At 71.3% G+C, this 25736-nt stretch carries 23 protein-coding genes and 1 riboswitch; of the genes, 17 read left to right on the top strand and 6 right to left on the bottom strand.

The window, feature by feature from the left end:
• Positions 1 to 167 precede the first annotated feature (167 nt).
• Positions 168 to 524 (top strand): iron-sulfur cluster assembly accessory protein, encoded by a 357-nt coding sequence (locus tag GUY61_RS12230; RefSeq protein ID WP_166630140.1) that lies wholly within the window; start codon positions 168 to 170, stop codon positions 522 to 524.
• Positions 525 to 646: 122 nt separating this feature from the next.
• Here the strand turns inward: GUY61_RS12230 and GUY61_RS12225 are convergent, their stop codons facing one another.
• Together GUY61_RS12225 and GUY61_RS12220 are read right to left on the bottom strand one after the other, a co-directional pair.
• The gene (locus GUY61_RS12225; protein WP_313896632.1) at positions 647 to 2212 is read right to left on the bottom strand and encodes a hypothetical protein; all 1566 of its coding nucleotides are present in this window, start codon (positions 2210 to 2212) and stop codon (positions 647 to 649) included.
• A 96-nt stretch (positions 2213 to 2308) separates the two neighbouring features.
• Positions 2309 to 2542, bottom strand: coding sequence for a hypothetical protein (locus GUY61_RS12220; protein ID WP_166630144.1), 234 nt, complete (start codon positions 2540 to 2542; stop codon positions 2309 to 2311).
• 188 nt (positions 2543 to 2730) lie between these two features.
• Between GUY61_RS12220 and GUY61_RS12215 the strand changes: the two genes are divergently transcribed.
• The gene (locus GUY61_RS12215; protein ID WP_166630139.1) at positions 2731 to 3705 is read left to right on the top strand and encodes a carbohydrate kinase family protein; all 975 of its coding nucleotides are present in this window, start codon (positions 2731 to 2733) and stop codon (positions 3703 to 3705) included.
• A gap of 99 nt (positions 3706 to 3804) precedes the next feature.
• On the opposite strand, the gene GUY61_RS12210 is transcribed toward GUY61_RS12215, so the two are convergent.
• A complete protein-coding gene (locus tag GUY61_RS12210) occupies positions 3805 to 5241 on the bottom strand; it encodes a cysteine desulfurase/sulfurtransferase TusA family protein (protein WP_166630138.1) in 1437 nt (478 codons plus the stop codon).
• Positions 5242 to 5776: 535 nt separating this feature from the next.
• On the opposite strand from GUY61_RS12210, the gene coxB reads away from it, so the two are divergent.
• From coxB to GUY61_RS12190, 4 genes are all read left to right on the top strand, one after another.
• The gene (coxB, locus tag GUY61_RS12205) at positions 5777 to 6748 is read left to right on the top strand and encodes a cytochrome c oxidase subunit II (RefSeq protein WP_166630137.1); all 972 of its coding nucleotides are present in this window, start codon (positions 5777 to 5779) and stop codon (positions 6746 to 6748) included.
• A complete protein-coding gene (ctaD, locus tag GUY61_RS12200) occupies positions 6745 to 8484 on the top strand; it encodes a cytochrome c oxidase subunit I (protein ID WP_166630136.1) in 1740 nt (579 codons plus the stop codon). Before coxB ends, ctaD begins: the two co-directional genes overlap by 4 nt.
• Complete coding sequence (locus GUY61_RS12195) at positions 8481 to 8879, top strand: cytochrome c oxidase subunit 4 (protein WP_166630135.1); 399 nt, start codon at positions 8481 to 8483, stop codon at positions 8877 to 8879. The genes ctaD and GUY61_RS12195 overlap by 4 nt, the downstream gene beginning before the upstream one ends.
• A 115-nt stretch (positions 8880 to 8994) precedes the next feature.
• The gene (locus tag GUY61_RS12190; protein ID WP_166630134.1) at positions 8995 to 10332 is read left to right on the top strand and encodes an Ig-like domain-containing protein; all 1338 of its coding nucleotides are present in this window, start codon (positions 8995 to 8997) and stop codon (positions 10330 to 10332) included.
• 5 nt (positions 10333 to 10337) lie between these two features.
• On the opposite strand, the gene GUY61_RS12185 is transcribed toward GUY61_RS12190, so the two are convergent.
• Positions 10338 to 10742 carry a hypothetical protein gene (locus GUY61_RS12185; RefSeq protein ID WP_166630133.1) on the bottom strand — a complete coding sequence of 135 codons (405 nt, stop codon included), beginning with the start codon at positions 10740 to 10742 and terminating at the stop codon, positions 10338 to 10340.
• Positions 10743 to 10929: 187 nt separating this feature from the next.
• Here GUY61_RS12185 and GUY61_RS12180 point away from each other — a divergent pair, with 187 nt between their 5' ends.
• The 6 genes from GUY61_RS12180 (at position 10930) to GUY61_RS12155 (ending at position 18189) form a co-directional block, all read left to right on the top strand.
• Positions 10930 to 11550, top strand: coding sequence for a heme-copper oxidase subunit III (locus tag GUY61_RS12180; protein WP_166630132.1), 621 nt, complete (start codon positions 10930 to 10932; stop codon positions 11548 to 11550).
• A gap of 81 nt (positions 11551 to 11631) precedes the next feature.
• Positions 11632 to 12441: a c-type cytochrome gene (locus GUY61_RS12175; RefSeq protein ID WP_166630131.1), complete on the top strand. Its 810-nt coding sequence runs from the start codon at positions 11632 to 11634 to the stop codon at positions 12439 to 12441.
• Positions 12438 to 13505: a ubiquinol-cytochrome c reductase iron-sulfur subunit gene (locus tag GUY61_RS12170; protein ID WP_166630130.1), complete on the top strand. Its 1068-nt coding sequence runs from the start codon at positions 12438 to 12440 to the stop codon at positions 13503 to 13505. Before GUY61_RS12175 ends, GUY61_RS12170 begins: the two co-directional genes overlap by 4 nt.
• The gene (locus tag GUY61_RS12165) at positions 13502 to 15139 is read left to right on the top strand and encodes a cytochrome bc complex cytochrome b subunit (protein WP_166630129.1); all 1638 of its coding nucleotides are present in this window, start codon (positions 13502 to 13504) and stop codon (positions 15137 to 15139) included. The genes GUY61_RS12170 and GUY61_RS12165 overlap by 4 nt, the downstream gene beginning before the upstream one ends.
• 118 nt (positions 15140 to 15257) lie before the next feature.
• The gene (gene trpD, locus GUY61_RS12160; RefSeq protein ID WP_166630128.1) at positions 15258 to 16349 is read left to right on the top strand and encodes an anthranilate phosphoribosyltransferase; all 1092 of its coding nucleotides are present in this window, start codon (positions 15258 to 15260) and stop codon (positions 16347 to 16349) included.
• 109 nt (positions 16350 to 16458) lie between these two features.
• Positions 16459 to 16576, top strand: a riboswitch (SAM riboswitch).
• A 215-nt stretch (positions 16577 to 16791) separates the two neighbouring features.
• Positions 16792 to 18189: an aminotransferase class V-fold PLP-dependent enzyme gene (locus GUY61_RS12155; RefSeq protein WP_166630127.1), complete on the top strand. Its 1398-nt coding sequence runs from the start codon at positions 16792 to 16794 to the stop codon at positions 18187 to 18189.
• Between the two features lie 754 nt (positions 18190 to 18943).
• Here the strand turns inward: GUY61_RS12155 and GUY61_RS12150 are convergent.
• The gene (locus GUY61_RS12150) at positions 18944 to 19225 is read right to left on the bottom strand and encodes an Lrp/AsnC family transcriptional regulator (RefSeq protein ID WP_166630126.1); all 282 of its coding nucleotides are present in this window, start codon (positions 19223 to 19225) and stop codon (positions 18944 to 18946) included.
• Positions 19222 to 19974: a rhomboid family intramembrane serine protease gene (locus GUY61_RS12145; RefSeq protein ID WP_166630125.1), complete on the bottom strand. Its 753-nt coding sequence runs from the start codon at positions 19972 to 19974 to the stop codon at positions 19222 to 19224. Before GUY61_RS12145 ends, GUY61_RS12150 begins: the two co-directional genes overlap by 4 nt.
• A gap of 134 nt (positions 19975 to 20108) precedes the next feature.
• Here GUY61_RS12145 and GUY61_RS12140 point away from each other — a divergent pair, with 134 nt between their 5' ends.
• The 5 genes from GUY61_RS12140 to GUY61_RS12120 all read left to right on the top strand — a co-directional run.
• Entirely contained in the window at positions 20109 to 20351 is a 243-nt protein-coding gene (locus GUY61_RS12140) for a hypothetical protein (protein ID WP_166630124.1), read from the top strand.
• Between the two features lie 82 nt (positions 20352 to 20433).
• Positions 20434 to 21798 (top strand): NYN domain-containing protein, encoded by a 1365-nt coding sequence (locus GUY61_RS12135; protein ID WP_166630143.1) that lies wholly within the window; start codon positions 20434 to 20436, stop codon positions 21796 to 21798.
• A gap of 271 nt (positions 21799 to 22069) precedes the next feature.
• Positions 22070 to 23098 (top strand): NlpC/P60 family protein, encoded by a 1029-nt coding sequence (locus GUY61_RS12130; protein ID WP_166630142.1) that lies wholly within the window; start codon positions 22070 to 22072, stop codon positions 23096 to 23098.
• A 202-nt stretch (positions 23099 to 23300) separates the two neighbouring features.
• A complete protein-coding gene (locus GUY61_RS12125) occupies positions 23301 to 24353 on the top strand; it encodes an NlpC/P60 family protein (RefSeq protein ID WP_166630123.1) in 1053 nt (350 codons plus the stop codon).
• Positions 24354 to 24500: 147 nt separating this feature from the next.
• Positions 24501 to 25736 (top strand): hypothetical protein (locus GUY61_RS12120; RefSeq protein WP_313896631.1); only part of this gene is annotated, 1236 nt, incomplete at its 3' end.

Raw genomic sequence — 25736 nt, 5'->3', positions numbered from 1 at the left:
ACCCGGTGCCCCGGCGCCCCGCGACGCCCCCGGGTCCTCCCCGCCCCGCCGTCCACAGGACCGTGCCCCTCTCCCGGCGGGTGTGCGAGCATGAAGTCAGGAATGATTCCGTGGCCCCGGCGGTTGGACCGTCGGCAAGCAGTCCGTACAACCCGGGAGAGAAGCAGATGTCCGTATCGGACGAGACCACCACCGTCAGCGACGGCATTCTCCTGACCGACGCCGCCGCGGCCAAGGTCAAGGCCCTGCTCGACCAGGAAGGCCGCGACGATCTGGCCCTGCGGGTCGCCGTTCAGCCCGGTGGCTGCTCCGGCCTGCGGTACCAGCTGTTCTTCGACGAGCGCTCACTCGACGGTGACGTCGAGAAGGACTTCGGCGGTGTGAAGGTCGTCACCGACCGCATGAGCGCCCCCTACCTGGGCGGCGCCACCATCGACTTCGTCGACACCATCGAGAAGCAGGGCTTCACGATCGACAACCCGAACGCCACGGGTTCCTGCGCCTGCGGCGACTCCTTCAGCTAGCCGGTTCCCGCGGGGAACCGCGGCAGGCACGCGCGTAAGCCGATGGCGGCCGCCCCGGACCGGGGCGGCCGCCATCGGCGCGTCGTGGACCACCGTGGCACCGGTGGACCGTCACTTCGCCGTCACTTCTTCTTCGGGACCGGCTCCCCGGTGGCCGCGTCGAGTACCTTCCGGCCGCCCAGCGGCTCGTCCAGCGGCACCGACCGGGTGAACTCCTTCGCCAGCGTGATGCAGACCTTGCCGGGGTCCTTCGGCGTCGAGGTCACCCGTACCGTCACCGAGCCGGCCTCCTGCTTCTCCGCCTTCACCGAGAAGGTGTGGCAGACGCCGCCCGTGAAGGTCACCTTCAGCGTCCTGCCCTCCACCGCGTACGAGTCGGCCGGAAGCGTGGTCGTCTCCGCGGCCGTCCCGTCGCCCGGGTCCACCGTCCCCGCGCCCGGCGACTCGGGAGCCGCCGGCTCCAGGTACTCCGGCTCCACCGCCGGGTGGGTGACCGTGTAAGTGCCGTCCCGCCCCTCCCGCGGCTCCACCTCGAACAGCCAGGACGGCACGAGGGCCTGCTCGCCGTCCACGAAGTACGCGGCCAGCCCGAAGACCGCCTTCTTCACCGTCACCGTCCGGGGCGAGCCGGAGGACGGTGCGCACGGGTCCCCGGTCGGGGCCTTCTCCGCCGTACCGGGCGGGGTCGCGCCCTCCAGCGGCACCGGAGTCGCACACGCGGTGGACTTCCCGGCGGTCTCGGAGTTCAGGGCCTTCAGCGCCTCCTCGGCGCCGACCACCGGATACCCGGCGTCCTTCACCGGCTTCTTCAACCGACCGCTGCCCCCGACGATCTGTCCGTCGGAGCCGACCTGCACCCCGGTGGCCCAGCCGTATGTGGGCAGTCCGCCGACGACCGGGTCGGCGTTGACCGTCCGCACCGCGCCGTCCGTCCCGGAGGCGTCGAGCTTGGCCTCGTCCTGGCCCACCGCCTTCAGCACCGGCGCGGCCGCCTTCTTCGCGGCCTCCTCGCCCACCGCCGCGGAATCGGCGCCGTCCTGGGTGTCACCGCCGCCCGGGGCGGGGCAGCGCTGCCCGGCGCCGGCCGGGAGCCTGGGCTGCCCCGGCTCCACGCAGTTGTCGCCGCCGCCCGGGTACCGGCTGAAGGACCAGGTCCCCGGTGCCGCCCTGTTCACGGTCAGCACCGCGCCCGTGCCGTCCTTCACCGACCCCACCCGCCAGGCCGCGTCCTGCAGCCGGGGTTCGCCCGGCACGTCCAGGGCCTTCGCGAGACGCGCGGCCTCCTCGGCCGTCACCTCGCCCTCGGCGCGGTGGACGGCCGCCGAGTCCGGCCCCTCGGGCAACTCGCCCTCGGCCCGGTAGACGATGCCGTTCGGGTCGGGCTCGCCAGGGGCGATCCCCGGGCCCGTGCCGTCCGGCCCGCCTCCCGTGCCCCCCGGCACGGGGGACCCCAGCCGCAGCGGCGGCGGGCCGTCCTTCCCGCCGTCCGCGCCGGTCCTCGAACCGTCAGGTCCCGACGAGGCGGTCGACGCCCAGTACGCGCCGCCGCCCCCGGCCAGCAGGACCGCCGCCGCGACCGAGGCGACGGCCAGCCGGGAACGCCGCCGGCGGGAACCGTCCGCGTCCGGGGTCCCGTCCGGGGTCCCGCCCGGGTTCTCCGGGGTGTCCGACGTCTGCTCGGTGGTCACCGCATCGCTCCTTCGACTGCACATCGCGCATCCGTACCGAGACGTATACCTCGGTACGGATGTGACGGAGCGGACGTGCGGGCGGTTCCGTGCGGCTCAGTCGCCGTAGTCGGACATCGAGTCCAGCAGCCGTGCCGAGGACGCCGGGACGGTGACACCGTGGATCCGCGAGGGGGACACGGGCTCGGGCGCGGAGGCCGCGGCCGTCGGCCAGTGCGGCGCCATGCGGGCGCAGTCCCCGCGCAGGGCGGCCAGACCACCCTCGATCTCGTCGAGGTCGAGGTCGAGGCCGAGGTCGAAGCCGGGGCTGAGGGTGACGTGGTGCGGCATCGGCATAGCGGTGGCTCCCGGTCCAGAGGGGCGCGTACGCGCACACGGACGATCACTGCCACCGTATGCACGGGGCGCCTCCGCGAAAAAGCCCTACTATCGGGTAGTTTTGCCAGTTCAGCCAGGTGGCCACAGCCGGTAGCTTGGAGTGTCCACCCACGCCGCCCCCTCCGAGGAGCAGACCCCTCGTGCGTATCGCAGTCACCGGCTCCATCGCCACCGACCATCTGATGACCTTCCCCGGCCGCTTCTCCGACCAGCTGGTCGCCGATCAGCTGCACACGGTCTCCCTCTCCTTCCTGGTCGACGGCCTCGACGTACGCCGCGGCGGCGTCGGTGCCAACATCTGCTTCGGCATGGGGCAGCTCGGCACCGCGCCGATCCTGGTCGGCGCGGCCGGCTCCGACTTCGACGAGTACCGCGCCTGGCTCGACCGGCACGGCGTCGACACCGCCTCCGTCCGCATCTCCGAGGTGCTGCACACGGCCCGCTTCATCTGCACCACGGACGCCGACCACAACCAGATCGGCTCCTTCTACACCGGCGCGATGAGCGAGGCCAGGCTCATCGAGCTGAAGGCGGTCGCCGACCGGGTCGGCGGACTCGACCTCGTCCTCATCGGCGCCGACGACCCCGAGGCCATGCTGCGCCACACGGAGGAGTGCCGCAGCCGGGGCATCCCCTTCGCGGCCGACTTCTCGCAGCAGATCTCCCGCATGAACGGTGAAGAGATCCGGATACTGCTGGACGGCGCCGCGTACCTCTTCTCCAACGAGTACGAGAAGGGGCTCATCGAGTCCAAGACCGGCTGGTCCGACAAGGAGATCCTCGGCCGGGTCGGTCACCGCGTCACCACCCTCGGCGCGCGGGGCGTCAGGATCGAGTCCCTCACCGGCGACCCCGTCGAGGTGCCCTGCCCGGAGGAGGAGCTCAAGGCCGACCCGACCGGCGTCGGCGACGCCTTCCGCGCCGGCTTCCTGTCCGGGCTGGCCTGGGGCGTGGACATGGAGCGGGCCGCGCAGGTCGGCTGCATGCTCGCCACGCTGGTGATCGAGACCGTCGGCACACAGGAGTACCAGCTGCGCCGGGCGCACTTCATGGACCGCTTCACCAAGGCGTACGGCCACGACGCGGCGGCCGAGGTCGCCGCCCACCTGTCCTGACCGGAACGGCCTGACCGGGCCGGGCCGGGGGGACCACCCCGGGTCCGGCCCGGACCGTTTCCGGCCGCCGGGCGCGCGGGAGCGGCGCCGGCCCGTCCGTCAGCAGACCCTGCGGACCACGTACGCCGCGCCGCGCCGCGCGGGCCGTTCCCCCAGGTACTCCTGGCCCCGCATCCCGCACCACGCGGGGATGTCCAGCCCGGCCGCCTCGTCGTCGGCCAGCACGGTGACCGTCGAGCCGACCGGCACATCACCGATGACCTTCGCCAGCTCGATGACCGGCACGGGACACCGTGTCCCCAGCGCGTCGACCACCAGGCCGGTCTCCTCGCCGCCGGCGCCGGCGGCATCCTCGGCCGCGTCGCCGGCACTCTCCCCGGCGGGCGCCGCGGACACCGGGCCGGTGACGGGCGCGCCCAGCCGCTCCCGTACGGACGCCACCACTGTGGGCAGCACCTCCAGGAAGCGCTCCACCTCCTCGGCGGTGGTGCCGGTGGGCAGCGAGACCCGCACATTGCCCTCCGACAACACGCCCATCGCGCGCAGCACATGACTCGGCGTCAGCGTGCTGCTGGTGCAGGAGGAGCCGGAGGACACGGAGAACCCGGCCCGGTCCAGCTCATGGAGCAGCGTCTCCCCGTCGACATAGAGACAGGAGAAGGTGACGAGGTGGGGCAGGCGCCGCACCGGGTCGCCGACCACCTCCGCGTCCGGGACGTCCCGCGGGACCCGGGACCGGATCAGCTCGACCAGTTTCCGCAGCCGCGCGGCCTCGGCGGCCGCCTCCTGGCGCACGGCCCGCAGCGACGCGGCCGCCGCCACGATCGCGGGCAGGTTCTCGAAGCCCGGCGCGCGGCCCGACTCCCGCTCGTCGGACGGGCCCCGGGGCGCGAAGCGGGTGCCCTTGCGGACGGCCAGCAGTCCCACCCCGGCCGGACCGCCCCACTTGTGGGCGCTGGCCGTCAGCAGCGACCAGTCGCCGTCCACAGCTCCCCACGCGAGCGACTGCGCCGCGTCCACGAGCAGCGGCACCCCGGCCGCCAGGCACGCCTCCGCCACCTGGGACACCGGCTGTTCCGTGCCCACCTCGTGGTTGGCGGACTGCAGGCAGGCCAGCGCCGTGTCCTCGCGCAGTGCCTCCACGTACGTCGGCACGGACACCTCGCCCCAGCGGTCCACCGGCACCTCGGTGACGGTTCCCCCCTCGGCCTCCAGGGCCTGGGCCGCGTGCAGGACGGCGGAGTGCTCGACGGCGGAGACGACCAGATGACGGCCGACCCTGCGGCGGCCTGCGAGGGCCCCGGCGATCGCGGTGTGCACGGCGCGCGTACCCGAAGAGGTGAAGGTCAGCTCGTCCGGGCGGCAGCCGACCTCCCCGGCGGCGGTCTCCCGCGCGGCGTCGAGCAGCATCCGGGCCCGCCGCCCCTCCTTGTAGAGACGGGCGGGATCGGCCCAGCCCTCGTCGAGCGCGGCCACCAGGGCCTGCCGGGCGACGGGATGAAGGGGAGCGGACGAGGCGGCGTCGAAGTAGGGCACACAGCCACGCTAACGCCGCTCCCGGCCACGACGGGCGCGCGCCGCCCGTACCGTCCCGCCGCCCGCAGGCGGTGGAACGGCGCCCGGACCCCCGGCCCCGGCTCGTGGACCCCGCTCGTGGACCGCACCCGAGGGCGGGCGGTCGTGTGTGTGCCGCCCGGGGAGGCGGCGGAGCCGCGCCGGTGGCCGGAGCGGCTCTGGCGGGTAGGGCGGAGGCATCCCTTCCGGGGTGTCGGAATGTTCGGCTCCGCGCGCGCGGAATCCTGGCGTCCGGGGGGTCCCGGACTGCTCCGAACGGGAGGTCGGGCTCTGCCGGACGGCTCTACAGCAGCCCCCGGTAGGGGGATTGGGACCGGATTCCACCCCTTCGGGGTGAGCCCCGGCGCGTTGGGTACCCTCCCCGCGCGGCCCCAAAAGGCGTCCAGTAGGGTTTGGTCCGCATAAACATCCAAACCCCTGCCCGCGTCAGGGCCGGCGACCGACCAGCGAGACGGCCGCAGCCGACCTGCGGGCGAGACTCTCGGGAAGGCGCTACGTGAGTCCCAACGGCTCCGACCGCTCGCCGCGGCGCCCGATGCGGCGGAAGCTGCTGCAGGCGCTGACTGCGGGCCTGGTCCTGGCGACCGCCACCGGTTGCGAATACACATGGGAGGACTTCCCCCGCCTGGGAATGCCTACCCCGGTAACGGAAGAGGCCCCGCGGATCCTTTCCCTGTGGCAGGGCTCCTGGGCGGCCGCACTGGTCGTCGGCTGCCTGGTCTGGGGCCTGATCCTGTGGAGCGTCATCTTCCACCGGCGGTCGCGCACCAAGGTCGAGGTTCCCCCGCAGACCCGGTACAACCTCCCCATCGAGGCCCTGTACACCGTGGTCCCGCTCATCATCGTTTCGGTCCTCTTCTACTTCACCGCCCGCGACGAGTCCAAGCTCATCGAGGTCTCCGACAAGCCGGCCCACGTCGTCAACGTGGTCGGCTACCAGTGGAGCTGGGGCTTCAACTACGTCGAGGACGTGGACGGCAACGCATCCACGGGCAATGCCGAGGACGCCGAGGAACTCTCGGCGGTCCCCGACAGGATGGCCAAGCGCTTCCCCGAGGGTGCCGAGGGCGTCTACGACGCGGGCATCCCCGGCGACCGCAACCCGCAGACGGGCAACCCCGGCCCGACCCTGTGGCTGCCCAAGGGCGAGAAGGTCCAGTTCGTACTGACCTCACGGGACGTCATCCACTCCTTCTGGGTGGTGCCGTTCCTCTTCAAGATGGACGCCATCCCCGGCCACACCAACGCCTTCGAGGTGACTCCCGACAAGGAGGGCACCTTCCTGGGCAAGTGCGCCGAGCTCTGTGGCGTCGACCACTCCCGGATGCTCTTCAACGTCAAGGTGGTCTCCCCGGAGCGCTACCAGCAGCACCTGAAGGAGCTGGCCGAGAAGGGGCAGACCGGCTTCATCCCGGCGGGCATTGAGCAGACCGACCCGGCTCGGAACGCGGAGACGAACAAACTGTGAGCATCCCCAACGAAATCAAGGGTGCCGCGGCAGAAGACCCCTCGGTCTACGAGGACGAACTGCCGGTGCGGCGCAAGGAGCCGGGCAACGTCGTCGTCAAGTGGCTGACCACCACGGACCACAAGACGATCGGCACGCTCTATCTGGTCACGTCGTTCGTGTTCTTCTGCATCGGCGGTGTGATGGCGCTCTTCATGCGCGCCGAGCTCGCCCGTCCGGGTCTGCAGATCAGCTCGAACGAGCAGTTCAACCAGGCGTTCACGATGCACGGCACGGTCATGCTGCTGATGTTCGCGACGCCGCTGTTCGCCGGTTTCGCGAACTGGATCATGCCGCTGCAGATCGGTGCGCCCGACGTGGCGTTCCCGCGGCTGAACATGTTCGCCTACTGGCTCTACCTGTTCGGCTCGCTGATCGCGGTGGGCGGTTTCCTGACCCCGCAGGGCGCGGCCGACTTCGGCTGGTTCGCGTACGCGCCGCTGTCCGACGCGGTGCACTCGCCGGGTGTCGGCGGCGACATGTGGATCATGGGTCTGACGATGTCGGGCTTCGGCACGATCCTCGGCTCGGTCAACTTCATCACCACCATCATCTGCATGCGCGCCCCGGGCATGACGATGTTCCGGATGCCGATCTTCACCTGGAACGTGCTGCTGACCGCCGTGCTGGCGATCATGGTGTTCCCGGTGCTGGCGGCCGCGCTGTTCGCGCTGGAGGCGGACCGCAAGTTCGGTTCGCACATCTTCGACGCGTCCAACGGCGGGGCGCTGCTGTGGCAGCACCTGTTCTGGTTCTTCGGGCACCCCGAGGTGTACATCATCGCGCTGCCGTTCTTCGGCATCATCAGCGAGATCGTCCCGGTGTTCTCGCGCAAGCCGATGTTCGGTTACATCGGTCTGATCGCGGCGACCATCTCGATCGCCGGTCTGTCCGTGACCGTGTGGGCGCACCACATGTACGTGACCGGTGGTGTGCTGCTGCCGTTCTTCTCGTTCATGACGCTGCTGATCGCGGTGCCGACGGGTGTGAAGTTCTTCAACTGGATCGGCACGATGTGGAAGGGCAGTCTGTCCTTCGAGACGCCGATGCTGTGGGCGCTCGGGTTCCTGATCACATTCACCTTCGGTGGTCTGACGGGTGTGATCCTGGCGGTGCCGCCGCTGGACTTCCACATCTCGGACTCGTACTTCGTGGTGGCCCACTTCCACTACGTGGTGTTCGGCACGGTGGTGTTCGCGATGTTCGCCGGCTTCCACTTCTGGTGGCCGAAGTTCACCGGCAAGATGCTCGACGAGCGTCTGGGCAAGATCACCTTCTGGACGCTCTTCGCCGGCTTCCACGGCACCTTCCTCGTCCAGCACTGGCTGGGTGTCGAGGGCATGCCCCGCCGGTACGCCGACTACCTGGCGGCCGACGGCTTCACCGCCCTGAACACGCTCTCGACGATCGCCTCGTTCGTCCTGGGCCTGTCGATCCTCCCGTTCTTCTACAACATCTGGAAGACGGCGAAGTACGGCAAGAAGGTCGAGGTCGACGACCCGTGGGGTTACGGCCGTTCGCTCGAGTGGGCGACGTCCTGCCCGCCGCCGCGGCACAACTTCCTCACCCTGCCGCGGATCCGCAGCGAATCCCCGGCGTTCGACCTGCACCACCCCGAGATCGCGGCTCTCGAGCAGCTCGAGCACGCCGACCTCGGTGAGCAGGCCCTCGTTGGCGGCAAGGAGGCCGGCAAGTGAAGATCCAGGGCAAGATGTTCATCTGGCTGAGCGTCTTCGTCCTCGCCATGGCGATCGTCTATGGCGTGTGGTCGAAGGAGCCGGCCGGTACGACGGCGCTCTTCCTGGCCTTCGGCCTGTGCATCATGGTCGGCTACTACCTGGCCTTCACGGCCCGGCGTGTCGACACGGGTGCCCAGGACAACAAGGAGGCCGATGTCGCGGACGACGCCGGCGAGCTGGGCTTCTTCAGCCCGCACAGCTGGCAGCCGCTCTCGCTGGCCGTCGGCGGCTCGCTCGCCTTCCTGGGCGTCGTCTTCGGCTGGTGGCTGCTCTTCTTCTCGCTGCCGATCATCATGGTCGGTCTCTTCGGGTGGGTCTTCGAGTACTACCGCGGCGAGAACCAGAACCAGTAGCCACCGCGCCACTGGTCACAGCATGAGGGCGCCCGGACACCGAATGGGTGTCCGGGCTCCCTCGTTCGGAGGTGTTCGGCGCGCCGTGCTTGACGCCGGTTCATACCGTGTGATCATGACCAAATCACGCTGGAGCGCCGAGCGGGCCGGCACGGCCGGGGGCCCTCAGGACACCCCCCGGACAGGGCCGGCAGCTCGCACCGGGAGCTGCCCCCGGACGATATTCGGCTGCACGCTGCTGGCCGTGTCCCTCGGACTCACGGCCACCGCGTGCGGCGAGGACGACCATCCGCTGTCCGCGGCGCCGTACGACGCCACGGAGCAGATATCCCTGGGCGGAGCCCTCGGCGGCAAAGAGGCCGACCCGGACGAGCCCATAGAAGTGACCGCCAAGGACGGCGGCGGCCGGATAACCGACGTGACCGTCACGGACGAGTCAGGACGGCTCCTGGCGGGTGAACTCAGCGCCGACGGCTCCCGATGGCACAGCACCACACCGCCGGCCGCCGGAGCCCGCTACACGGTCCGTGTCAGCACCGAGGACAAGGACGGCTCTCCCGGCCGCCGGACGGCGGAATTCCGCACCGCCGCCGCGAAACGCACCCTGGACGTCACCTTCGGCCCCCGCGCCGGCAGGTACGGCGTGGGACAGCCCGTCACCGCCACGCTGAGCAAGCCGCTGGGGGACCGCGAGAAGACGGCCCGCGCCGTCGTGGAAGGCGCTCTGAAGGTCAGCTCCGAGCCCTCCGTGGAGGGTTCCTGGCACTGGGCCGACGACAAGACCCTGCACTACCGGCCGAGGGAGTACTGGCCCGCCCACGCCACCATAGAAGTGCGCAGCGCCCTCAAGGGCCTGAAGGTCAAGGACAGGCTGTACGGCGGCGAGGCCGAGTCCCTGAGGATCACCACCGGCGACCGGCTGGAAGCGATAACCGACGCCGCGGCGCACACCATGACCGTCCGGCGCAACGGAGAAGTGATCAACACCATCCCGGTGACCACCGGGAAACCCGGCTTCTCGACCCGTAACGGGATCAAAGTGGTGCTCGGCAAGGAGTACTTCGTACGGATGCGCGGCACCAGCATCGGGATACCGGACGGCAGCAGCGAGTCCTACGACCTGCCCGTCTACTACGCCACGCGGGTGACCTGGAGCGGCGAATACGTGCACGCCGCGCCCTGGTCCGTCGGCTCGCAGGGGGTCGCCAACGTCAGCCACGGCTGCGTGGGCATGAGCACCTCGAACGCGGCGTGGTTCTTCGAGACCTTCCGCGAGGGCGACATCGTCAGGGTCGTCAACAGCCTCGGTGAGGACATGGCCCCCTTCGGCAACGGCTTCGGCGACTGGAACCTGTCCTGGGGCGCCTGGCGCGAGGGCAGCGCCCTGGCAGTGGGCACCCCGGACGATCCCGCCGCCACCGCGAACGCCGCCCGGCTGCGCCCCGAGGTGTGAACGGCTCAGGCTTCGACGGAGAGCCTGCTGCGCAGCAGGGAGGCCAGCTTCCCGGGGAAGTCCACCGGGTCGACCGGGAGGGTGACCGCGGCGTCCGCGCGGCTCCAGGTGGCCAGCCAGGCGTCCTGGGGGCGGCCCATCAGGAGGAGGACCGGCGGGCAGCGGAAGATCTCGTCCTTGATCTGCCGGCAGATGCCCATGCCGCCCGCGGGCGTGGCCTCGCCGTCCAGCACGCACACGTCGATGCCGCCCCGCTCCAGTTCCTTGAGAACCGCGGGCAGCGTCGCACACTCGACGAACTCGACGGGCGGCACGTCGGCGGCGGGCCTGCGGCCCGCCGCCAGCCGCACCTGCTCGCGGGTGCCCGCGTCGTCGCTGTAGACCAGCACCGTGGCCGTCGGCTGCTGCATGGTTCCTCCGTGACTGCGCTGTCTTCGGGGTCGTCTTGCCGTGGACCGATGCGCGGATGCTACTCCCTCACCTACCCCGCCAACACCTGTGTGAACGGTGCTCCACTGGGCCGTTCGGGCTGGACACCGGACCGGAACACTCCGAACGGCACCCCCCGGAGTGAGCGCGAGATAAGCGACCGACATAATGTCGGTCGTGGCGACAGCAACGACAGTAGAAACCGGGCACGCGCACCCGTCGGTCAACAGGCCGAACCTCACCAGCGTCGGAACCATCATCTGGTTGAGTTCCGAGCTGATGTTCTTCGCGGCCCTCTTCGCGATGTACTTCACCCTGCGATCGGTTACGGGCGCCGAGTTCTGGTCGGAAAAGGCCGACGCGCTGAACTTCCCGTTCTCGGCGACGAACACCACGATCCTGGTGCTCTCCTCCCTCACCTGCCAGCTCGGCGTCTTCGCCGCCGAGCGCGGCGACGTGAAGAAGCTGCGCATGTGGTTCGTGGTGACCTTCATCATGGGCGCGATCTTCATCGGCGGTCAGGTCTTCGAGTACACCGAACTGGTCAAGCACGAGGGCCTCTCGCTCTCGTCCGACCCGTACGGCTCCGTGTTCTACCTGACCACCGGTTTCCACGGACTGCATGTGACGGGCGGTCTCATCGCCTTCCTGCTGGTCCTGGGACGGACCTATGCGGCCCGGAGGTTCACTCACGAACAGGCCACTGCGGCCATCGTCGTGTCCTACTACTGGCACTTCGTCGATGTGGTCTGGATCGGCCTCTTCGCCACGATCTACATGATCAAGTAAGTGGGCACCGGCCTGAGCAGGCCGGGCGGGCCCAATCATCCAGAAGCATCGACGCAGAAAATCCTGACACCGGGGTAATCCGTGAAAAAGCTCTCCGCACGACGGCGCCATCCACTGGCCGCAGTCGTCGTTCTACTCCTCGCGCTGGCGGCCACCGGGGGGCTGTACGCCGTGTTCGCGCCCGCGGACAAGGCGCAGGCTGAGGAAACCGCCCAGTCCCTCGCCATCGACGAGGGCAAGAAGCTCTACACCGTGGGCTGCGCCAGCTGCCACGGGACCGGCGGTCAGGGCACCAGCGACGGCCCGAGCCTGGTCGGCGTCGGTTCCGCCGCGGTGGACTTCCAGGTGGCCACCGGCCGCATGCCGGCGCAGCAGCCCGGCGCGCAGGTGCCGAAGAAGAAGAACATCTACACGCAGGCCGAGATCGACCAGCTCGCCGCCTACGTCGCCTCTCTCGGCGCCGGCCCGATCACGCCGACCGAGGAGCAGTACAGCCCGGAGGGGGCCGACATCGCCAACGGCGGTGTGCTCTTCCGCAACAACTGCGCGCAGTGTCACAACTTCACCGGCAAGGGCGGCGCCCTGACCGAGGGCAAGTACGCCCCGAGCCTCGACAACGTCAGCGAGAAGCACATCTACGAGGCCATGCAGACCGGCCCGCAGAACATGCCCGTCTTCCCCGACACGACGATGCCCGAGCAGGAGAAGAAGGACATCATCGCCTACGTCAAGGCGGTCAACGGCGAGGAGACGGAGACGCCGGGCGGTATGGCACTGGGCGGTCTGGGCCCGGTCGCCGAAGGCCTGTTCGGCTGGATCTTCGGCCTCGGCACGCTGATCGCTGTCGCCGTCTGGGTCGCGGCCCACACCGCAAAGGCCAAGAAGTCATGAGTCAGACTGGACCATCCAACAACGTGCCCGAAGAGAACCTGCCGAGCGCGCAGCACGGCGACGCACACGGCGCGCTGCAGACCAAGAGCGACCCGTTCGCCGATCCCGGTCTGCCGCCGCACCGGCCGCGCATCCAGGACATCGACGAGCGGGCGGCCAAGCGCTCCGAGCGCACCGTCGCCCTGTTCTTCACCGTGTCGATGCTCGCCACGATCGGCTTCATCGCCTCCTTCGTCATCTTCCCGGTCGACAAGATCGTCTACATCTGGCCGCTGGGCCGGCTGAGCGCGCTCAACTTCTCGCTCGGCATGACCCTGGGTGTGGCCCTCTTCGCCATCGGCGCAGGCGCGGTCCACTGGGCCCGCACGCTGATGTCCGACGTGGAGATCGCCGACGACCGGCACGCGATCGAGGCGACGCCCGAGGTCAAGGCCAAGGTCATGGCCGACTTCCGGCAGGGCGCCAAGGAGTCCGCGCTCGGCCGCCGCAAGCTGATCCGCAACACCATGTTCGGCGCGCTGGCCCTGGTGCCGCTCTCCGGTGTGGTGCTGCTGCGCGACCTCGGCCCGCTGCCCGAGGACAAGCTGCGCAAGACCCTGTGGGCCAAGGGCAAGCTGCTCGTCAACATGAACACCAACGAGCCGCTGCGTCCCGAGGACGTCCCGGTCGGTTCGCTGACGTTCGCCATGCCCGAGGGCCTGGAGGAGCACGACCACGACTTCCAGACGCAGATCGCCAAGGCCGCCCTGATGATCGTCCGGATCGCCCCGCAGGACATCAAGGACAAGCGCGAGCTGGAGTGGTCGCACGAGGGCATCGTCGCGTACTCGAAGATCTGCACCCACGTCGGCTGCCCGATCTCGCTGTACGAGCAGCAGACGCACCACGTGCTCTGCCCGTGCCACCAGTCGACGTTCGACCTGTCCGACGGTGCGCGAGTGATCTTCGGCCCGGCCGGGCACGCGCTGCCGCAGCTGCGGATCGGCGTGAACAATGAGGGCTACCTCGAAGCGCTCGGCGACTTCGAAGAGCCCGTCGGTCCTGCCTTCTGGGAGCGCGGATGAGTACGAACACTGCTGCTGCAGACAGCAACCGCAAGCAGGCACCCGCGGGCGAGCGGGTCGCCGACTGGGCCGACGGCCGGCTGGGCATCTACAGCCTGGCCAAGGCCAACATGCGGAAGATCTTCCCGGACCACTGGTCCTTCATGCTGGGTGAGATCTGCCTCTACAGCTTCATCATCATCATCCTCACGGGTGTGTACCTGACGCTGTTCTTCCACCCGTCGATGAACGAGGTGGAGTACCACGGCAGCTACGTCCCCATGCAGGGCGTGCTGATGAGTGAGGCGTACGCCTCGACGCTGGACATCAGCTTCGACGTGCGCGGTGGTCTGCTCATCCGGCAGATCCACCACTGGGCGGCGATCATCTTCCTCGCCGGCATGTTCGTGCACATGATGCGCGTCTTCTTCACCGGCGCGTTCCGCAAGCCGCGCGAGATCAACTGGCTGTTCGGCTTCCTGCTGTTCGTCCTGGGCATGTTCACCGGTTTCACCGGCTACTCGCTCCCCGACGACCTGCTCTCCGGCACCGGTGTCCGCTTCACGCAGGGCGCGATCCTGTCGATGCCGCTCGTCGGCACCTACATCTCGATGTTCCTGTTCGGCGGGGAGTTCCCCGGCGGCGACTTCGTGGCCAGGTTCTACTCGATCCACATCCTGCTGCTGCCGGGCATCATGCTCGGCCTGGTGGTCGCCCACCTGATCCTGGTCTTCTACCACAAGCACACCCAGTTCGCGGGCCCCGGCCGGACGAACAAGAACGTCGTCGGCATGCCGCTGCTGCCGGTCTACATGGCCAAGGCCGGAGGCTTCTTCTTCCTGGTCTTCGGTCTGGTCGCGGCACTGGCCGCCATCGCGACGATCAACCCGATCTGGGCGCTCGGGCCGTACCGTCCCGACCAGGTGTCCACGGGTGCCCAGCCGGACTGGTACATGGGCTTCGCGGAAGGCCTGATCCGGGCCATGCCCGGCTGGGAGATCAACCTCTGGGGCCACACCCTGGTCCTGGGGGTGCTGATCCCGCTGGTCCTGTTCGGTGTGTTCCTCGCCGCCATCGCGCTGTACCCGTTCATCGAGTCCTGGATCACCGGGGACAAGCGCGAGCACCACATCCTGGACCGCCCGCGCAACGTCCCGACCCGTACCGGACTGGGTGTCGCCTGGGTCACCGCATACATGATCATGCTGATCGGTGGTGGCAACGACATCGTCGCGACCCACTTCGATCTGTCGATCAACGCGGTCACCTGGTTCGTCCGCATCGGGTTCTTCGTCGGACCGGTCGTCGCCTTCGTCGTGACCAAGCGGATCTGCCTGGGTCTGCAGCGGCGCGACAAGGAGAAGGTGCTGCACGGCCGCGAGACCGGCATCATCAAGCGGCTGCCGCACGGTGAGTTCATCGAGGTCCACGAGCCGCTGGCGCAGGACCAGGTGTACACGCTCACCGCTCACGAGCAGTACAAGCCGGTCGAGCTCGGCCCGACGGTCGACGAGAACGGTGTCGAGCGGAAGTTCTCGCGGGGCCAGAAGCTGCGCGCCAAGCTCAGCGGGGGCTACTTCGCGGAGAACAACCAGATCGCGAAGCCGACCGCCGAGGAGCACGAGGAGATCACCAGCGGCCACGGCCACCACTGATCCCTCACGTCGCCACGCACCGAAGGGCCCCGTTCACCTCGTGGACGGGGCCCTTCGCGTTGCGCGCGGACGGATAGGGTGGGGGCAACCCACCCGAGCTATGGACCAGGAGCGACCCATGAGCGCCCAGCCTCCGACCGGATCTGAAAGGGCCACGGCCCTCCCCCAGACTCCTGGCGGGGGTACCCCGACCTGGCCCAGCGTCCTCGAGTCACTGCTGAGCGGGGGCGGCGCGAGCGCCGACGACACCGCGTGGGCGATGGACCGCATCCTGCGCGGCGAGGCCACCGACGCCCAGATCGCCGGGTTCGCGGTGGCGCTACGGGCCAAGGGCGAGACGGTGGAGGAGATCACCGGCCTGGTGCGGACGATGTACGAGCACGCCAATGTCATCGACGTGCCGGGTCCCAGCGTGGACATCGTCGGCACCGGCGGCGACGGCGCCAAGACCGTCAACATCTCCTCGATGTCCGCGATCGTCGTCGCCGGGACGGGTGCGAAGGTCGTCAAGCACGGCAACCGTGCGGCGTCGAGCGCGAGCGGCGCCTCGGACGTCCTGGAGAAGCTCGGCGTCAACCTGGATCTGACCCCGCAGCGGGTCGCCGAGGTCGCCGCCGAGGCCGGCATCACCTTCTGCTTCGCGGTGAAGTTCCACCCCGCCCTGCGCCACGTGGCGGTGGCCCGGCGCGAGCTCGGCATCCGCACGGTCTTCAATTTCCTGGGCCCTCTCACCAACCCGGCCAGGGTCCGTGCGCAGGCGACGGGCGTCGCCGACGCGCGGATGGCCCCGATCGTGGCAGGGGTGCTCGCCGAGCGCGGCTCGTCGGCGCTCGTCTTCCGCGGCGACGACGGGCTGGACGAACTGACGACCACCGCCACCTCCAGGGTGTGGGTGGTGCGTGACGGCTCGGTGCGCGAGGAGTCCTTCGACCCGCGGGACGCCGGCATCGAACTGGTGCCGGTGGAGGCGCTGCGAGGCGCCGACGCCTCCTACAACGCGGACGTGGCCCGCCGGCTGCTGAACGGCGAGACCGGCCCGGTCCGGGACGCGGTGCTGCTCAACTCGGCGGCGGCCCTGGTCGCCCTGGAGCAGACCGGCGCGCCGCTGGCGGACCAGCTGCGCGCGGGCATGGAGAAGGCCGCCGAGTCCATCGACTCGGGCGCCGCCAAGGACGCCCTGGACCGCTGGGTCCGGGCCACCAACGCCTGACGCCCGGTCCCTTCCTCCGCCCCGGCCCGCCGTCACGGCCGCCGGGGCGGGGACCTGGATGCCTTACCGGTTTTGCGGGCGCGCCGCCCTGCTGGCATACTGCGGGGCAGGTCATGAGTGACAGCGACTACGGCCCCGGCCCGCTGTCCGGCAACCCTCCGTCCGTGGCGGGGTGCCCCGGGTGAAGACCGGGCCGCAGGCAGTGAGGTCTGCGGCAAGCGCGGACCCCTTGCAGCCCCTGGGGTCCTGGTCCTCAAGGGAGCAGTCTCGTGGGCAAGCGAATGCGATAGGGCTTCAGAGCCCCTCTCCCCGACACCCCCTCCGCGCGGTGGCGTTCCGCTGTGCGTCGAGGCAACCCCGCGTGCCGCACGGCCGCCGCCCGGCGGCCCCTGCCTCGCGGGTCGTCCGAAGCATTCCGCCTGTCCCACCGGGAGACACCGCCATGTCCGCGTACTCGAACACTCTTTCCGCCGCTGCCCCTGCCCGCGGCGAGCACGACTGCTCCGGCCCGCTGCCGGTGCTCGGCCGCGACGTCCTCGTCCCGCTCGTCACCGGAGGCGAGGTGACGTACGCCGCGCTCGACTACGCCGCGAGCGCTCCCGCCCTCCAGCGGGTCTGGGACGACGTGGCCGCGTACGCGCCGTACTACGGAAGCGTGCACCGCGGCGCGGGCCACCTCTCGCGGCTGTCGACCGAGTTGTTCGAGGAGAGCCGCAGGACCGTCGCCCGGTTCCTCGGCTGCCGCGCCGGCGACCAGGTGGTCTTCACCCGGTCCACGACCGACTCACTGAACCTGCTGGCCACGGTGCTGCCCGCCGGCTGCCGGGTCTTCGTCTTCGAGACGGAGCACCACGCCGCGCTGCTGCCGTGGCGGGACGCCGAGGTCACGTACCTCGACGCGCCGCGCACACCGCGGCAGGCCGTGGAGACGCTGGAGCGGGCGCTCGCCGCGCGCGAGCCGCACGGCCCGGCGCTGGTGTGCGTCACCGGCGCCTCCAACGTGACCGGTGAGCTGTGGCCCGTGCGCGAGCTGGCCGCCGCGGCCCACGCGCACGGCGCCAGGATCGTGCTGGACGCCGCCCAGCTCGCCCCGCACCACCCCGTCTCGCTGCGGGACCTGGACGTGGACTGGGTCGCTTTCTCCGGGCACAAGCTGTACGCCCCCTTCGGGGCCGGGGTCCTGGCCGGGCGCGCCGACTGGCTGACGGAGGCCGAGCCGTATCTGGCGGGCGGCGGCGCCACCCGCACGGTGGCCAGGCGCGCCGACGGAGGCGTCGACGCGCAGTGGCACACCACGGCCGCCCGCCACGAGGCGGGCTCTCCGAACGTGATCGGCGCGTACGCCATCGCCTCCGCGTGCAGGGCCCTCACCGAGGCCGGGTTCGAGGGACTCGTGGCCCGGGAGCGGGAACTCCTGGCGCGGGTCCGGGAGGGACTCGCCGCCGTGCCCGAAGTGCGGGTGCTCTCCCTCTTCGGCGAGGACGCCCCGAGGGTCGGAGTGCTCTCCTTCGTCGTCGACGGCTGGAACAGCTCCCACTTCGCCGCCGCGCTCTCCGCGGAGTACGGCATCGGTGTCCGGGACGGCCTCTTCTGCGCCCACCCGTTGCTGCGCACCCTGCTGGGCGGCGGGCGCGGGACGCGGGAGGAGTGCGGGGCGCCCGGCACAGAGCCGGGCCGGGGCGGCCGGCGCAGCGCGATCCGGGCCAGCTTCGGAGCGGGAACGCCCGACGAGCACGTGGAACGGTTCGTCGCCGCGGTCGCGGAACTCGTACGGGACGGGGCCAAGTGGACGTACCGCGCGGAGGACGGCCGCTGCGTTCCCGAGGTGCCCGCGGCCTGACCGACGGGCGGTCGCCCCGGGCTGCCCCGGGTCCGTTGCCACCGCGCCCTCCGGGACGCCGGGCGGGCGCCGTGCCGGGACGGATCCGCAGTTCTGCGGCGAGGAGCCGCGCCTCGTCGGCGGGCGCCGTGCCGCCGGGGCCCGTGACCACCCGTGCCCCGTCGGACCTGCGCCGGCCGGGCCGCGCGGCTCGTGGTCGCGGACCGCCGGGACGGTGCGGGACCACGCCCGGCCTCCGGGGCCCGCGCCCGGCGGCGCCGGTGGCGGTGCGGGCGGGACGTCCGCCCTGGGGACGCCGGGTGGCCCCGGTGGTCCTGGAACCCCCGGAGACCGGCGGCTGCCGGTGATACCGCCGTGTGCGCATGGGCCCTGGCCGTGATGCCCCGGTGGGCGGCCGTGCCGGCCCGCACGGCAGCCACGCACCGGTGGACCGGCCCGGGAGGCGGCCGACCGCTCCCCCGCCTCCCGGCGCTCGGTCCGGTGGGGGAGCAAGGATGCGGACCAGTGCGGGGATCTCTTGTCCGCCGGCCGCGGGCCGGCCCGCGGTGCCCCGTCCGCCGCACCGCGGCCGGGCGTGCGCCGGCCGTCGCCCCGCGGCCGGGCGCCGACCGGAGCCGGGTGAGGGTCGGCGACGGAGCGGCGGGGCGGTCGGGGTCACCGGCCGAGGGGCGGGGACGGTGCCCGTCCGGCCGGGTCGGCCGTGGATCTCACGGGCCTGCAGGAGCCGGCACGACCGCCCGGAGCCGCCCGGCGCTCAGGCGTCCAGGCCGATGGCGAAGGCCGCCTCCAGGTCGTGCTGAGAGTACGTGCGGAACGCCACGTGCGTGTCCGTTGCCTCCACGCCCGGGATCTTGCTGATCCGGCCCGGGATGACGTCCGCGAGGTCGTCGTGCCGCCTCACCCGCACCATCGCCACCAGGTCGTAGGTGCCGGTGACGGAGTAGACCTCGCTGACGCTGTCCAGCGCCGCGATCTCCTCCGCGATCTCGGGGATCCGGTCCACGCTGGTCTTGATGAGCACGATCGCGGTGATCACGGCTTGCTGTCTCCCTCGGTGGCCGTCGCTGGGGCGCTGCTCACTCTAGCCGGACGCCGGAAGCACCCCCAGGCGAGGACGAAGCCCAGCGTGAAGCCGATGACGTGGGCGAGATACGCCACCCCGGGGCCGCTGGGCGCGGACCGGGCGGCCAGCCACTGCACGGCGAACCAGAACAGCAGCACGACCCAGGCGGGGAAGCGCAGCGGCAGGAAGAAGAGGAACGGGAACAGGCTGGTGACCCTAGCCCGGGGAAAGAGACGGAGAAAGGCACCGAGCACGGCGGAGATCGCCCCGGACGCGCCCACCAGGGTCTGTGAGGACTCCGCGTTGGCGATGGCGTAACCGAGGAGGGCAAGGGCGCCGCAGCACAGGTAGAAGACCAGGTAGCGGACGCGGCCCATCCGCTCCTCGGCCATCGTCCCGAAGACGTAGAGGAAGAGCATGTTGCCCAGCAGATGCAGCCAGCTGCCGTGCACGAAGAGCGCGGTGAACGGGGTGGGTGCGGCCCGCGGCGAGGCGGACAGCAGCTCGGCCGGGATCACCCCCCAGCGCTCGAAGTACTCGGCCTGGGCGGCCGACAGCCGCTCGCCCGTGCCGTACGCGGTGTTCAGCCCGGAGACGGGGCCGAGGACGAACACCAGGGCGCACAGACCGATCAGCCCGTGGGTGACCACCGGGTCTCCGGGCCGGGGCATCCTGCCGGTCCGTCTGGCCGCGCTCCGGGCGGCGTCCCAGCTATTGAGCATGGGCAGATCATGACGTAACGGGCCCAAGCGGAACAGAGCGCCTCGCCGCGCCGCGCGAGGTGGCCGCCAGGCCGTAGGGTTGCGTGCAGTAGATACGTGTCTGGAGTACCAGCAGTCCGAGGAGTGACAGCTCGATGACGGTTCCTCTGCCGACGGCCTCGACCCGGTGGCGCTGCACGCTGTGCGGCAACCTCACCCGGTTCGACGTCACCCGTTCCTCGAAGGTCGTGGAGTACGTGCACCTCGATCTCGCAGGGGAAGCCAAGGTGGAGGAGCGCGAGGTGGTCAGTGAGACCATCGAGTCGGTCCGCTGCCGGTGGTGCAACGCGGTGGACCAGATCGAACTGGTGGAGAGGCCGACAGCGGCCGACTCATGAGCGGGCCGGCCGGAGCGGGCGGGCCGAGGGGCGGTCCGTCGCCCGGCTGGCGGGCGAGCGGAAGAAACGTGTGGGGTGACGGATCGTGGAGCCAGCAAGCGGCGCTGAACCGGCCGGTGCGGCCGGCGGCGGTGCCGCGGAGAGCCTCGACCGACCGCTGCCGGAAGGCGTGCGGCGGCGGGTCGTCGCGCTGGTCTCGGACGCCTTCGGCGGGCTCACGGTCACGGAACTTCCCGCCCAGCTGAGGCAGTACGCCCGCTTCACCCCGACCCGGCGGGCCAAGTTCGCGGGCAACGCCATGGCCTCGGCCCTCGAGAGCGACCCGCTGTTCCGCCAGCGCGTCGGGGAACGGTTCAGGGACGCCCAGCCGGAGCTGGCCGCCGCCCTGGACGCGGGCTCCCCGCCCGCCGCGGCCGATCCGCTGGACGTGGCCGCGGCAGCCTTCGTGCTGCGCCCGGCGGGCTGGTCCAAGCTGGTGACCGCCGCCGGCGAGGAGGCGCAGCGCGCCGACGCCGAACGCGCGGACGAGGCGACCCTGCGGGAGCTGGAACGGCTGCGCGCGGAACTGGCCAGGACCAAGGCGACCGCCAGGGCCGAGCAGGAGCGGATCCGCACCGAGCTGGACGCGGCGCGCAAGGAAGCCGAATCGCTTCAGCGCAAACTGCGCGGGGCGCTGAGCGATGTGAAGCGCGGCGAGGCCGCACTGCGCAAGGCCGCCGCGGAGGCGGAGGCGGCGCGGGCGGAGTCCGCCGCCCAGATCGCCGCGGCGGAGAGCGAGACCCGGCGGCTGAGGACCCGGCTCGGCGAGGCGGAGGCGGCCGTCGAGGCCGGGCGCCGGGCGGCCCGCGAGGGCCGCAGCGTCGAGGACATGCGGCTGCGGCTGCTGCTCGACACGGTGCTGGAGTCCGCGCAGGGACTGCGCCGCGAACTGGCCCTGCCGCCGGTCTCCGTCCGCCCCGCGGACACGGTGGATGCGGTGGAGCCGGGACGGATGAGCCCGAAGGACATCGCGGCCCGGGCCTTGTCGGAGACCGATCCCAAACTGCTCGACCAGTTGCTGGCGCTGCCGCAGGCCCATCTGGTCGTGGACGGCTACAACGTCACCAAGACCGGCTATCCGACGATGCCGCTGGAGAAGCAGCGGCTGCGGTTGCTGGGCGGCCTCTCGGCGCTCGCCGCGCAGAGCGGTGCCGAGGTGACCTGCGTCTTCGACGGGGCGGAGCTGGCGGCGCCGGTGCTGCTCGCACCGCCCCGCGGGGTGCGGGTGCTGTTCAGCAAGCCGGGGGTGACGGCGGACGAGCTGATCCGGCAGCTGGTGCGCGCCGAGCCGCCCGGCCGCCCGCTGGTGGTGGTCTCCTCGGACCGTGAGGTGGCCGACGGGGTGGCGAAGGCCGGGGCCCGGCCGGTCGCGTCCACTCTGCTCCTCAAGCGGCTTTCGCGCGCTTAGTCCGTTTCGCTAATTACCGTAAGGTGCGCCCGAATTGGCGGTTTCGTCGGCGAACGCAGTGTCAATCAGCCCTTACTGCTTGTGTGATGTAGGTAAAGATTAGGGGCTGCCGGTGAGATTTTTCCGATCAGGATTTGAAGTGATCACAGTGAGGTCACTAGGGTCTGGGTCTCGAACCACCGCGCGGTCGATCACCCACCGGGGGTGACAGCGGGGGTCCCCGCCCACCAAGTCATCGGTAGGCGGCCGAAAGATGAAGGAGCTCGCCTTCGTGGCGTCCCACCGTCGACCCAAGCAGCCGAGCCGGGCCCGTGTGACCGTGCTCACCGCGACCGCCGCCGCGGCCGTGGCACTGACCTCCCAGGCCGCCCAGGCCGAGCCGAAGCTGTCGAAGAACGAGGTCAAGGCCAAGGTCGACAAGCTTTACGAAGAGGCGGAGAAGGCCACCGAGAAGTACAACGGGGCCAAGGAGAAGCAGGAAAAGCTCGAGAAGCAGGTCGACGACCTCCAGGACAAGGTCGCCCGCGAGCAGGAGGAGCTCAACGCCCTGCGCGACACCCTCGGTTCGGTCGCGAGCGCCCAGTACCGCAGCGGCAGCATCGACCCCTCCGTGCAGCTCTTCCTCTCCGCCGACCCCGACGACTACCTCGACAAGGCCTCGACGCTCGACCAGTTGAGCACCAAGCAGGCCGACGCGCTCCGTGAGATCCAGGCCAAGCAGCGCACCCTGACGCAGCAGCGGCAGGAGGCCACGCAGAAGCTGGACGACCTCGCCGACACCCGTACGGAACTCGGCAAGAAGAAGAAGGAAGTCCAGGGCAAGCTCGCCGAGGCGCAGAAGCTCCTCAACACCCTGACCGCCAAGGAGAAGGCGGAGCTCGCCGCCGCCGAGCAGGAGCGCGCCACCCGCGCCACCGAGCGCGTCGAACTGGGCAACACGGGCACGGCCTCCGGGCGTGCGGCAGCCGCGTTCTCCGCCGCGCAGAGCAAGATCGGCTCGCCGTACGTGTACGGCGCCTCCGGCCCCAACACCTTCGACTGCTCGGGCCTGACCTCCTGGGCCTTCGCCCAGGCCGGGGTCTCCATACCGCGTACGTCCCAGGCCCAGGCCAACGCCGGTACCCGGATCTACTCGCAGAGCGACCTCAAGGTCGGCGACCTGGTCATCTTCTACGGCGACCTGCACCACGTCGGCTTCTACGCGGGCAACGGCCAGGTGCTGCACGCCCCGCGCACCGGAACCGTCGTGCGCTACGAGTCGATCAACAACATGCCCTTCCAGTTCGGCGTACGAATCTGATCTGCGTACCGGTGTGACGGCCGGCGCCCGATCGGGCGAACTTGCCGCCGTCCTCCAGGACCGAGCGCCCCGCCCCTGACCTGCGTGTCGATGGCGGGGCGTCAGTTTTCGCGTCCCTTCGCGCCGTTGGCCCGTGTCCTCGCGGCGCCGCTACTGTCTGCCGCGCACAGCAGCGGATCAGCGGAAGGGAGTGCGGTTACCAGTGGCGTCCCATCGTCGGCCCGCGCGGTTCGGTCTCACCCAGTCGGCGCGGGTCACCGTGCTGTCCGCCGCCGCGGTCACCGCGGCAGCGGTTGTCGCGGCGGTACCGGCAACCGCGGAACCGGGCAGCCCGCCCGGTCCCCGGGAATCCGTACGGGCCCAGGTCGGCAGGCTCTACGAGGAGGCCGAGCGGGCCACCGAGCGCTTCAACGCCGCCGACGAACGCACCGACCGGCTGCGCAGGCAGGTCGAGCTGGCCAAGGACCGCGCGGCCCGCGACCAGGACCGGGTCAACCGCATGCGGGACGGCCTCGGTTCGCTGGCCGGGGCGCAGTACCGCTCCGGCGGCCTGGACCCCTCGCTGAGGCTGCTGCTCGCCGCGGACCCGGACGAGTTCCTCGAGCGGGCCATGGTCGTCGACCGCGTCACGGACCGCCAGGCCGGGCAGCTGCGCGCCCTCAGGCAGGCGCAGCGGGTGCTGGAGCAGGACCGGGCGAGAGCGCTGCGCAAGCTCGCCGAACTGGAGCGCGGCCGGGCCGTCGTCGCCCGGCACAAGCGTTCCGTCGAGCGCAGACTCGCCGAGGCGCGGCGGCTGCTGAACTCGCTGCGGCCCGACGAGCGTGAGGCGTATGCCAGGGCCGGCCGGTACGGCAGGGACGGCTCGGTTCTGCCGGGCGGTGTCATGGCGGGCGGACCCGGCGCCGCCTCGCCACGGGCCGCGGCGGCCCTGGCGGCGGCCCGCGGGGCCGTCGGCCGCCCGTACGTCTGGGGCGCCAGCGGCCCGGGCGCGTTCGACTGCTCGGGGCTGATGCAGTGGGCCTACGGGCAGGCCGGGGTCGCGCTGCCCCGCACCTCGCAGGCGCAGCGGTACGCGGGCCGGCAGGTGCCGCTCTCCGAGGCACGACCGGGTGATCTCGTGACGTACCGCAGCGATGCCAGCCATGTCGCCATGTACGCGGGCAACGGGCAGGTGGTGCACGCCCCGCATCCGGGGGCGCGGGTGCGCTACGACCCGGTGAACATGATGCCGGGCCTGACCGTCACCAGGATCTGAGCGTGCCGGGGACGGGCCCGGCCGCGCGGGGGAGGGGCGCGCACGCGGGAGCGGTGACCGCCGGTTCCGGCGGTCACCGCTCCGCCGTGCCGGACGGATGCGGTACGGGGCTCAGCGGAGGCCGGCGCAGCCCGTACGATCGGCAGGGTGGCGGGTCAAGGGCGCGGCTGGGGCGCGCGGCGATGGGCGGCGGGAGTGTGCGCCGCGGCGCTGGTTCTCACCGTGCCGGGCTGTGGGACACGGATCGGCGCGAGCGACGGCGTCCGGGAGGTGCGGCGGCTCCTCGACCGCAGGGCCGACGCCGTCCTCGACCGCGACGAGGACCGCTACCTCGCCACCGTCGACCCCCGGGCCGCCCGCCGGGTCCTCGCCGAGGAACGCACCGAGTTCGGCAACCTGCGGCAGTTGCCGCTCGACACCTGGGACTACCGGCTGACCGGGCTGCGGGCCCCGGGCGACGGCATGGCGACCGCCACGGTCGAACTGCGCTACCGCGTCGACGGGTACGACGGCGCACCCGTCACCGCCGCCCGTGACCTGGCCCTGACGGAGCGCGGCGGCCGCTGGTACGTCTCGGCGGACCGCCCCGGCGCGGACAGCGCCGAGCAGCTGTGGGAGCAGGGTGAGATCACCGCCGTGCACGGCGCGGCCAGCCTGGTGCTGGGCGTCGGCAGGAGCCGCCGTGAGCTGCGCTCCGTCGCCGCCGTCGCGGATCGCGCCGTGCCCCTGGTCTCCCGGGCCTGGCCGGAGAAGTGGGCGGAGCGTGTGGTGGTCGTGGTGCCCGGCTCGCTCGACGGCATGGCCGGGCTGCTCGGCTCGCCCGCCGCCGGCTACCGGGGGATAGCCGCCGTGACCACCGGCGAGGTCGGGGGCGCCGCGACCGCGCCCGCGGACCGGGTGATCGTCAACCCCGAGGCGTACGACATGCTCGGCGACCTCGGGCGGCGGATCGTCATCACCCACGAGACCGCCCATGTGGCGACCCGCCGGGCCACCTCGGCGGCCACCCCGCTCTGGCTCTCGGAGGGGTTCGCCGACTGGGTCGCGTACCGGGGCAGCGGCCGCACGGCGGCTCAGGCGGCACCGGAACTGCTGCGGGCGGTCCGCGGCGGCCGGATCCCGGAGCGGCTGCCCGCTGACGAGGACTTCCGCTTCGGCGAGGAACCCGGGCAGCTGGCGAGGTCGTACGAGAGCGGGTGGCTCGCCTGCCGGATGATCGCGCTGTACTGGGGCGAGGCGAAACTCGTCGAGTTCTACCGCGCGGTGGGGGAGCACCCGCGGCGGGAGGGCGCGGTCGAGCGGGCATTGCGGGACGTGCTGGGCACCTCGCACGGGAAGTTCACCGCGCACTGGCGGGCCTACCTGCGCGCCCAGCTCCTCGGC

Origin of the sequence: Streptomyces sp. GC420, from assembly GCF_009916105.1 — a bacterium.
In the GTDB taxonomy this organism is placed as follows: domain Bacteria; phylum Actinomycetota; class Actinomycetes; order Streptomycetales; family Streptomycetaceae; genus Streptomyces.
This window is presented reverse-complemented; position numbering and strand designations above follow the sequence as displayed.

Excerpts from the sequence above, each read along its gene's own strand:
- GUY61_RS12230 (WP_166630140.1), top strand. The coding sequence starts at position 168 with ATGTCCGTATCGGACGAGACCACCACCGTCAGCGACGGCATTCTCCTG.
- GUY61_RS12220 (WP_166630144.1), bottom strand. The coding sequence starts at position 2,542 with ATGCCGCACCACGTCACCCTCAGCCCCGGCTTCGACCTCGGCCTCGAC.
- GUY61_RS12190 (WP_166630134.1), top strand. The coding sequence starts at position 8,995 with ATGACCAAATCACGCTGGAGCGCCGAGCGGGCCGGCACGGCCGGGGGC.
- GUY61_RS12185 (WP_166630133.1), bottom strand. The coding sequence starts at position 10,742 with ATGCAGCAGCCGACGGCCACGGTGCTGGTCTACAGCGACGACGCGGGC.
- GUY61_RS12180 (WP_166630132.1), top strand. The coding sequence starts at position 10,930 with ATGTCGGTCGTGGCGACAGCAACGACAGTAGAAACCGGGCACGCGCAC.
- GUY61_RS12170 (WP_166630130.1), top strand. The coding sequence starts at position 12,438 with ATGAGTCAGACTGGACCATCCAACAACGTGCCCGAAGAGAACCTGCCG.
- GUY61_RS12165 (WP_166630129.1), top strand. The coding sequence starts at position 13,502 with ATGAGTACGAACACTGCTGCTGCAGACAGCAACCGCAAGCAGGCACCC.
- trpD (WP_166630128.1), top strand. The coding sequence starts at position 15,258 with ATGAGCGCCCAGCCTCCGACCGGATCTGAAAGGGCCACGGCCCTCCCC.
- GUY61_RS12155 (WP_166630127.1), top strand. The coding sequence starts at position 16,792 with ATGTCCGCGTACTCGAACACTCTTTCCGCCGCTGCCCCTGCCCGCGGC.
- GUY61_RS12145 (WP_166630125.1), bottom strand. The coding sequence starts at position 19,974 with ATGCTCAATAGCTGGGACGCCGCCCGGAGCGCGGCCAGACGGACCGGC.
- GUY61_RS12140 (WP_166630124.1), top strand. The coding sequence starts at position 20,109 with ATGACGGTTCCTCTGCCGACGGCCTCGACCCGGTGGCGCTGCACGCTG.